At 39.8% G+C, this 9,200-nt stretch carries 10 protein-coding genes; 4 read left to right on the forward strand and 6 right to left on the reverse strand.

All coding sequences use genetic code 11. The features are described 5' to 3' along the window. Positions 1-305 precede the first annotated feature (305 nt). A complete protein-coding gene (gene dnaA / locus BMX11_RS19440) occupies positions 306-1,736 on the forward strand; it encodes a chromosomal replication initiator protein DnaA (RefSeq protein WP_090887578.1) in 1,431 nt (476 codons plus the stop codon). Between the two features lie 334 nt (positions 1,737-2,070). On the opposite strand, the gene BMX11_RS19445 is transcribed toward dnaA, so the two are convergent. The 5 genes from BMX11_RS19445 to BMX11_RS19465 form a co-directional block, all read right to left on the reverse strand. Next, the gene (locus tag BMX11_RS19445; protein ID WP_090887580.1) at positions 2,071-2,622 is read right to left on the reverse strand and encodes an NUDIX hydrolase; all 552 of its coding nucleotides are present in this window, start codon (positions 2,620-2,622) and stop codon (positions 2,071-2,073) included. Between the two features lie 57 nt (positions 2,623-2,679). Further along, positions 2,680-3,066 carry a hypothetical protein gene (locus tag BMX11_RS19450; protein WP_090887583.1) on the reverse strand — a complete coding sequence of 129 codons (387 nt, stop codon included), beginning with the start codon at positions 3,064-3,066 and terminating at the stop codon, positions 2,680-2,682. Positions 3,067-3,332: 266 nt separating this feature from the next. Continuing rightward, the gene (locus BMX11_RS19455; RefSeq protein ID WP_090887585.1) at positions 3,333-4,121 is read right to left on the reverse strand and encodes a TPM domain-containing protein; all 789 of its coding nucleotides are present in this window, start codon (positions 4,119-4,121) and stop codon (positions 3,333-3,335) included. A gap of 132 nt (positions 4,122-4,253) precedes the next feature. After that, positions 4,254-4,697: a TPM domain-containing protein gene (locus tag BMX11_RS19460; protein ID WP_090887588.1), complete on the reverse strand. Its 444-nt coding sequence runs from the start codon at positions 4,695-4,697 to the stop codon at positions 4,254-4,256. A gap of 82 nt (positions 4,698-4,779) precedes the next feature. Further along, positions 4,780-5,361: a LemA family protein gene (locus BMX11_RS19465; RefSeq protein WP_090887591.1), complete on the reverse strand. Its 582-nt coding sequence runs from the start codon at positions 5,359-5,361 to the stop codon at positions 4,780-4,782. Positions 5,362-5,469: 108 nt separating this feature from the next. Between BMX11_RS19465 and BMX11_RS19470 the strand changes: the two genes are divergently transcribed. From BMX11_RS19470 to BMX11_RS19480, 3 genes are read left to right on the forward strand one after another with little or no spacing between them, the layout of a single operon-like run. Beyond that, positions 5,470-7,011, forward strand: coding sequence for an NAD(P)/FAD-dependent oxidoreductase (locus BMX11_RS19470; protein ID WP_090887594.1), 1,542 nt, complete (start codon positions 5,470-5,472; stop codon positions 7,009-7,011). A gap of 33 nt (positions 7,012-7,044) precedes the next feature. After that, a complete protein-coding gene (locus tag BMX11_RS19475; RefSeq protein ID WP_090887597.1) occupies positions 7,045-7,512 on the forward strand; it encodes a DinB family protein in 468 nt (155 codons plus the stop codon). Between the two features lie 8 nt (positions 7,513-7,520). Beyond that, positions 7,521-7,880 carry a CoA-binding protein gene (locus BMX11_RS19480; RefSeq protein ID WP_090887601.1) on the forward strand — a complete coding sequence of 120 codons (360 nt, stop codon included), beginning with the start codon at positions 7,521-7,523 and terminating at the stop codon, positions 7,878-7,880. 1,032 nt (positions 7,881-8,912) lie between these two features. Here the strand turns inward: BMX11_RS19480 and BMX11_RS24550 are convergent. Next, positions 8,913-9,200 (reverse strand): hypothetical protein (locus BMX11_RS24550; RefSeq protein WP_217643877.1); only part of this gene is annotated, 288 nt, incomplete at its 5' end.

Here is a 9,200-nt window from a genome sequence, read left to right on the forward strand (position 1 = left end):
ATAATGGATAGAACCAGGCTGTTGAATAGCATAATGGCTTAAAATTTGCTTTTTCGGTGAAGATTTAGAAATTCGGGGAGAAATTGGTTTAAAGAGGGTTTAATGTGGAAAACCTATGTTAGTAAATAGTTATCCACATAAAAAATTGAGGTTAACGCGCCTACTTTATTCCTTATCAGTGGGTTACGAATTATTTGAGATTTTTGTTTAAAATGTTGATAATTTTCCCAATATTCGAAGTCCCGAAACGGACCATTCCGTAAACTCGAATCGGCACTGTAAATCAATAAATTATAAAAATCGCAATGGAAAAAACTTGTACAGAAGTGTGGAAGAACTGTCTTCAAATTATTAAGGATAACATTCCGAACCAAAGCTTCAAAACTTGGTTCGAACCTATCACAGCCCTTAAATTGGAAGGTAAGGTTTTAACCATACAAGTGCCAAGTTTGTTCTTTTACGAATGGCTGGAAGAACATTATGTAGGCCTTTTACGCAAAACCGTTAAGAAACAACTTGGCGAAGATGGCCGCTTAGAATACAATATCGTTGTTGATAAATCTTCTAACAGCGGAAGCCCTTACACGACTAATATGCCCTCTAACGGAAATGGGGCAGAAGCTAAGGTGCAATCGATGCCTATCCCGGTAGCGATTAACAAGGATATCAAAAATCCTTTTATCATTCCGGGGTTAAAGAAATTAAATGTAGACCCTCAGTTGAATGGTAATTATACCTTTGAAAATTACATTGAGGGAGACTGCAACCGTTTAGCCCGTTCGGCAGGTTATGCGGTAGCCGCAAAACCAGGTGGTACCTCATTTAACCCACTCATGATTTATGGTGGTGTTGGTTTAGGTAAAACCCATTTGGCACAAGCGATCGGAAACGAAATTAAACGCAGCATGCCAGATAAATTAGTGATCTATGTAAGTTGCGAGAAATTCTGCCAGCAATTTGTAGACTCATTAAAAAATAACACCATTAACGATTTCGTTAATTTCTACCAGGCAATGGATGTAATCATCATGGATGATGTACACAACTTTGCCGGTAAAGAGAAAACTCAGGATATTTTCTTTCACATCTTTAATCACCTCCACCAATCAGGTAAACAAGTTATCTTAACTTCTGATAAAGCACCTAAAGATTTGGCAGGATTGGAAGAGCGCTTGTTGAGCCGTTTTAAATGGGGCCTTTCTGCAGATCTTCAGATCCCGGATTTAGAAACCCGTATTGCGATCTTAAGAAAGAAAATGTATGCTGATGGTATTGAGTTGCCTGGAGAAGTAGTGGAGTACGTAGCACACAACATCGACAACAATGTTAGAGAGCTTGAAGGTGCGATGGTTTCCTTGTTAGCACAAGCTACTTTGAACAAGAAAGAAATCGATTTGAGCTTAGCTAAACAAATGCTAAAGAATTTCATTAAAAATACTTCTAAAGAGATTTCGATGGAATATATTCAGAAATTGGTTTGTGAGTATTTTGAAGTGCCAGTGGATATGGTTAAATCGCAAACGCGTAAACGTGAGATTGTTCAGGCACGTCAAATTTCTATGTATCTTTCCAAGAGCCATACAAAATCATCATTGAAAACAATTGGTGCTTTCTTTGGAGGCAGAGATCACAGTACGGTAATTTATGCCTGCCAAACCGTAGAAGATTTAATTGACACGGATAAAAAATTTAAAGCTTACGTACACGATATCCAGAAGAAATTAAAAATGAGCTAGTAAACTCAGCTACGATTTTAAGTCTGTTAAGGATTAAAATTGAGACGGCAAATTCTATGGAATTTGCCGTTTTTCTTTGTTCTATTACTTAATGTTCTATATTTATTGCTGTTAGCGATTTGGCGATTATAAGTTATCATCTAACGAATTAATTTTGTGGATTCCGAAAAAACAGGAAATCCTGGAGGTGTGGCAACGGCGCTTTCTAAACTTGGTGGGCCAGACAATGGGGAACCAGACTTTGGTGGGATGTTGCAGGTCCAAATTTTTAAATGAATGAATATAAAACAAAAAATCCCGGTATGCCGGGATTTTTTGTTTTAGAAGCTACTGCTTATTGCATTTCTTCGAGTGCAGCTAAACCGTAATTTAACGCGGCCACATGAAGTGCTTGTGCAATTTTGTTCTCTTTAATGAGTTGTTTTACTTCTGCTACAGTATATAGTTCTACATTTAGAATCTCATGTTCATCCAAATGTTGCTCGTGGGTTTTAACACCTCCGGTTAATACATAAGTTGTAGTGATGTTGTTTGAAGTTGCAGGATTTGGGTAAAGTTCTGCTACCAATTTACAATTTTTAAAGCTATAGCCCGTTTCTTCTAACAATTCGCGTTTTATCGCAAATTCAGGAGCTTCATCTCCATCAATTACTCCTCCCGGAACTTCTAATGAGATAATATCTGCCGCATGGCGATACTGCCGAACCATAATAATCTGGCCTTCTTCAGTTACAGCAACTGCATTTACCCAGTTAGGATACTCTAATACATAATAATCATCTTTAACTATTCCATCGGGTAACTTCACTTCATCAACGCGTAAGGTAGCCCATTTCTCTCTCACTAAATATTTAGAGGCTAATTTTTGCCACTTTTCTATAATCATTTCTTTTAACTGCTTAACTGTTTAATTGTTCAATTGCTTAATTGTCCTGAAAACTGTTCAAATATACTGCTGAATTGTTTTCTGGCGATGTAGGTTTACTAAATGCACGATTTTGTGTTTGTCTGACAAGTGGTTGTATACTAAATTTAGCTTTGGAGCAATCAACTGATTTCTTTCGGCACTAATTCCAAGTTCATAATATAGAAATTCACTTAAGGAATCTAGTTTCTCGGAAGGTAGGTCTGAGCTTTCCAGCCATTTTTCAAATGCAGATAAATCTTCGAGCAACAGCATATCAATGGGAAGATTAAAGCTGCCCTCCATTGTTTCTTTAAAAATATGGTCTGCCTCTGCTAACTTCCCCTCCAGCTTAAGCCCCATAATCCGCGCCAGCACCTGTGCAAGCTTCTGAATTTCTGCTGTAATTAAATCTTTTCTGTACACGTTTTTTAGTATCAATTATCAATTATCTAGTATCTAGTATCAAGTATTGAGTAGCAAGTGTTGAGAAGCAAGTATCATGTATCTAGTATCAAGATAGGTTAGAGCCAAAAATTAACCACCTGAGGCATCTAAGACACCTGAGGTGAAAATCTGGTTAGCTTTCTTCCTTATTCTTTTCAGCTTTTTAGAATCAATTATTAAGCAGCGAATAGCAATCGTTTTTGCTCCTTGCTCTTTATTCTTTGTTTCTTGTTCTTTGCTTTGAATTACCAGCTGCCGCTAGAACCGCCACCACCGAAGCTGCCGCCGCCAAATCCACCGAATCCGCCACCGCCACCAGATGAACCTCCGCCAAAGCTTCCACCGCCCCAACCACTGTTACCCCGGCCTCCGCCTCCACTACCAAAAAGCATGGCCCAGAATAAAGCATTTGATGCACCACGGCCGCCAATAATTTCGCTTCCACCACCGCCTCCACCTTTTCTCATCACGATAATAATAATAACTACAATGATAATAATAATGGCTATACTACCCGATCCACCCTTTTTAGTGGAAACCCGAGGTTTATCATTTTTGTATTCGCCTTTAGTGTACTTAATAATGGAGGTAGTACCCGCATCTAAACCGGCATAATAATCTCCTGCTCTAAAATTAGGTTTAATGTCATTTTCAATAATCCGTTTGGCATAAACATCGGGAAGAGCGCCCTCTACGCCATAACCGGTTTGGATAGATATTTTGCGGTCTCCAACGGCAACAACAATCATGATCCCGTTGTTTTTGCCCGATTGGCCAACACCCCATTTTCTACCCAGCTCAACTGCATATTCATTGATATCGTAATCGCCAACTGATTTTAGAATGGCTATAGCAATTTGGGTAGAAGAGGAATCGTCAAAGGCGACTATTTTTTGTTCTAAGGCTTGTTTTTGACTTCCAGACAAAACACCTGCATAGTCATTCACTAAAGTGGATGGCTTTTCGGGATAATCTTGTGCAAATGCAAAAGAAAACAACAAGCTCAGAAAAGATACAATGAATAATTTTTTCATTAGAAATATGTTCTTTATCACTATGAAACCGTCGGTTCCCTGTAGCCAGGTATTGTGAAGGTTTATTTTTTAATAGGATTCTATTCGGAATTTATAAAACTTAGCTTTGGCTAAGCCGACACTGTCTACAGCTTATTTTTTTTCGGTTTCATTGAGGTAAACAATGTCGTTAGGTAGCTCGTTGATATCTCCATGTTGAGGTGGGAAATACAGGGCTAATTGTTCTCCGGCTAGAGATATCCCCGCAACAATTCCGTCGGCTAAGTCGCCTTTGGCAAAATGAGCTGTCATGGCTACCTTGGTGGTATTCCAAAAATCTGTTGGAACAACCTTGTTTATTCCGTTATCGCCAATAATGGCAAATTTATGATCAACATGAGCCAGATAGATCAATACGCCATTTCTTTGTGCGGTTTGATCCATATCCAGTTTCTGGAAATAATCAATAGCTTTTTGGTAAGGATCGCCCTCACAATGTTTGTCGATGGCAATTCTGATTTCTCCCGAAGTTGCTTTTTCTGCGTCTGCAATGGCCTGTGCAATTTTATCTTGTTCAGTATCTGAAAATAATGACATGATCTTAATTTTAGTTGAAGTAAAAAGGGTAATGTAAGTTTAAAGCTAAACTTACATTACCCTTCCAATTAATTTTAGAGAATTAGAATTCTACTTTAGGCGCATTTTTAGCTGTAGCGTCAGCTTCAAAATAACCTTTAGGTTTGAAACCGAACATCCCGGCAGTTAAATTTGTAGGGAATGATCTGATTTTGCCATTATATTCCTGAACAGCATCGTTAAAATCTTTACGGGCAACGGTAATTCTATTTTCAGTGCTTTCTAACTGTGCAGATAAATCACTAAATTGTTGTGTAGCCCTTAACTCAGGGTAATTTTCTGTTATTGATAATAATTTACCCAGGGCCTGGCTTAATTGTCCCTGAGCAGCCTGATATTTTTCAATGTTTTCAGGCGTTAAATCATCGGCCTTAACAGTCATTTGTGTTGCTTTCGCACGTGCCTCAACAACCGCAGTTAAAGTTCCTTGCTCAAATTTAGCAGCACCTTTAACTGTGCTTACCAAGTTCGGAATTAAATCTGCCCTACGCTGATATTGGGTTTGCACAGTCCCCCATTTCGATTTAACATTCTCATCAAGCTTCACCATGCTGTTGTAACCGCATGAACTTAAAGTGCTAACTGCAATAACAGCAGCAATAATTCCAAATACTAATCTTTTCATTTTTATGGTTTTTGTCTTTTTAAGCAAATTGAATTATGGTCAATTTACAAATTAGATATCAAATTCTGTACCTTTGTTACAATTCAGGATAAAAACCTGACAAGATGTATGCATAAAGATATCGAAATTACCTTGCTTCCGCACCAGGTTGCAGAAGAAGAAACCATTAAACAGAAGCTGGCTGAAGGTTTAAAGCTTACCCAAAATCGGATTAAAGGTTTCGAAATCCTTAAAAGATCTATTGATGCACGCTCAAGAAAGGTCATTTTCCGTTTACAGGTTAGGGCCTTTGTTGATGAAGCGCCTCAGATAGAAATCCAGGTTACCAATTATCCTAATGTGAGCGATGCGAAACCTATTATAATAGTAGGCGCTGGCCCTGCAGGATTATTCGCTGCTTTACAGGCTATAGAAAATGGATTAAAACCCATTGTAATTGAGCGTGGTAAAGATGTTAAGCAACGCCGAAGAGATTTAGCCGCCATTAATAAGCAGGGTTTAGTGAATACCGAATCTAATTATTGCTATGGAGAAGGTGGGGCCGGAACCTATTCTGACGGTAAACTATATACCCGTTCTAACAAAAGAGGAGATATAAATAAGGTTCTACAAATTTTCGTAGATCATGGAGCAGAAAAAGATATCCTGATTGATGCCCGCCCGCATATTGGTACCAATAAATTACCACATATTATAACTGCCATCAGAGAAACCATTCTCAATGCCGGGGGAGAAGTGCGCTTTGATAGCCAGATGACAGATATCTTGATCGATTTCGGGAAAATAAAAGGTATTGAAATCAATTTTGAAGAAAAACTTTTAGCAGAGCATGTCATTTTGGCTACTGGTCATTCGGCAAGAGACGTTTATGAGTTGCTGCATAAAAAGAATATACTGATTGAAGCGAAGCCTTTTGCCTTAGGGGTTCGGATAGAACATCCACAAGAAATAATAGATTCGGCACAATATCATTGCGATACCCGCTCAGAATTTTTACCACCTGCCTATTATAGTTTAGTAGAACAGGTGGGTGCGCGTGGGGTATTCTCTTTCTGTATGTGTCCTGGTGGAATTATCGCACCTTGTGCAACCGGCGAGAATGAAATTGTGGTTAATGGATGGTCTCCTTCCAAACGAAATAATCCTTATGCCAATTCTGGAACCGTAGTACAGGTTACCTTAGAGGATGTTCAAGGCTATGATCCGCTGCGGATGTTAAATTTTCAATCTGAAATTGAGCAAATCGCTTTCGAAGCCGGCGGAGGAAATTTAGTGGCTCCCGCACAGCGGATGGTCGATTTCGTAAACAACAAGCTATCTATAGATTTACCTAAGAATTCTTATTTACCAGGTACAAAGAGTGCCATGCTAGATAATATTTTACCAGAGTTCGTATCTAAAAGTTTAAGATCGGCATTGCCCTTATTCGGAAAGAAGATAAAAGGTTACTACACCAATGAAGCCATTTTAGTAGGCGTAGAAAGCAGAACTTCCTCACCCGTTCGTATTCCAAGAGATAAAGAGAGTTATCAGCATCCGCAGGTAAAAGGTTTGTTTCCCTGCGCAGAGGGGGCGGGTTATGCCGGGGGGATTGTATCGGCTGCCATTGATGGCATAAACTGTGCAAATGCTATTGCCGGTTTATTATAACAAACTTTCCAGCCTGCTAATTGTTGATTTCATATGCTTAATTTAACTCACGAAATCCAGAAAGCCTTTAATGGCGATGCCTGGCATGGAAACCATGTAATGCAGGTGTTAAATAATGTGGATGCCAAGAAAGCATTCAGCCACTTTGTTCCGGGGGCGCATTCCATTGCCGAAATAGCCTTGCATTTAACCAGCTGGACAGAAGAGGTGAGGGCGCGGTTAAGTGGTAAAGTGGCTTCCGAACCAGAAATGGGCGATTGGCCAAACCCTGAATCCAAAACTCCTCCGGCCTGGGAAAAAATCATTTTCAATTTTAAAATAGCCAACGAGGAGTTGATACGCGTTTGCGAGGGTATGCATAAAAACCAATGGGATGAACCCACTCAAGATGAGCGTAACCCCTCGCTGGGAACGGGCGTAACTTATGCCGAGCTTTTGAGTGGCCTGGCGCAGCATCATGCCTATCATGCCGGACAAATTGCTTTACTATCTAAATTTTAATTCACCTTATGAAAAAGACACTTATTATTGGCGCTTCACCAGATCCCAATCGTTATTCGTACAAAGCCGCACATATGTTGAAGCGATTTAATCACGATATTGTGAATGTAGGTATAAAGAGGGGAGAGGTTGCCGGAGTAGAAATTGAAAAACCCGGGCAAATGCATAACGATATAGATACGATAACCCTTTACATTGGCCCACCTCTACAAGCCCAATACCATGATTATATATTAGCAACCAAACCTAAGCGGGTAATATTTAATCCAGGTACAGAAAATGATGAGTTGGAAAAGCTTTTGGATCAACACGGCATCGAACCTGTAGAAGCTTGTACATTAGTATTACTCAGTACCGGGCAATACTAATCTTAAATAACTTAAGCGGGCTATCTCAAAATGGTACCGCTTTTTTATTTACCGCATAGTTAGATAAGACAACCGACTATACTATATATAGTGTAGGTAAATAAGCTAACGTTATGTATTCGTTAGAAGTTGAATTAAGTACATTTTTCCTGTATTCATCTTCCGTATAGCCTTTCCCTCAATTTTTTCTTTAGCAAATCAGGGTTCTGCGCGTTTCGGATGCACCAGTCCCGCCTTCCTTCCAAATCCCCGGTCTCGTACCTCGCCCGCGGGTTTTCCATGCAGTCGGGTTTATTGTACCTGGTGCAGGAGCTTTTGGGCTAACAACCAGTCAAACCTTCTACTCCCATCCTGTCTGTCGAGTTCCGCAGGAGTTCTACGGATTATTTAATGGAGGAGAGTCTTTGACTGGGTTTAACTAATGTTGAGTTATGCACTGAACGGTATGTTGTAATCCGTAGAGTCGCTGTGCTTAACTCTACGGACAGGGTAGGGTGCCGCTTTTTTATTTAGCGCATAGCTAGATAAGACAACCGACTATACTATATAATAGTGTAGGTAAATAAGCTAACGTTATGTATTCGTTAGAAGTTGAATTAAGAACATTTTTCCTGTATTCATCTTCCGTATAGCCTTTCCCTCAATTTTTTCTTTAGCAAATCAGGGTTCTACGCGTTTCGGATGCACCAGTCCCGCCTTCCTTCCAAATCCCCGGCCTCGTACCTCGCCCGCGGGTTTTCCATTCAGTCGGGTTTATTGTACCTGGGGCAGGAGCTTTTGGGCTAGCAACCAGTCAAACCTTCCACCTCAGTTTAAGAAGAGTTATTAGGCGTTTTGTATGAGACTCCGGACTAATGACTCCAGACTCCAAACTAATTTTCCGCTGATAACCATCACTTTATACCCCCGGAAAGGTTTAAAAGCACTTTAGTCTTCCGGGAATAGGATTTTTTTTCTACCTTTGCACCCCGCTTCGGAGGAAGGGGTAAGCATGAAAGTAGTGGAAAGAAGGTGATAAAGAGGGGATTAGGATTATTTTAAAATAGTTCTTGGAGATAAGAAATATAACGCTACCTTTGCAGCCCGGTTCGGAAGGAACGGAAAGTGAGAGGGAAGATGGTTGAGGATGATTAATTGAAATAAAGGGGAAAAGAAAAGCGGAAAAATAAAAATATTTTTCTTGCGGATTAAAAAAGTTTTTCTACCTTTGCAATCCCAAACGGAAACGAAGCGGGTTAGTCGGAACGGCGGATGTCGGGAAGATGAGAAAAGAAAGATTGAAAAAGGGCGAGAGCCTTGAGGATATAAAAAATGATCGGC

It is taken from the genome of Pedobacter rhizosphaerae, from assembly GCF_900111155.1.
In the GTDB taxonomy this organism is placed as follows: Bacteria; Bacteroidota; Bacteroidia; order Sphingobacteriales; family Sphingobacteriaceae; genus Pedobacter; species Pedobacter rhizosphaerae.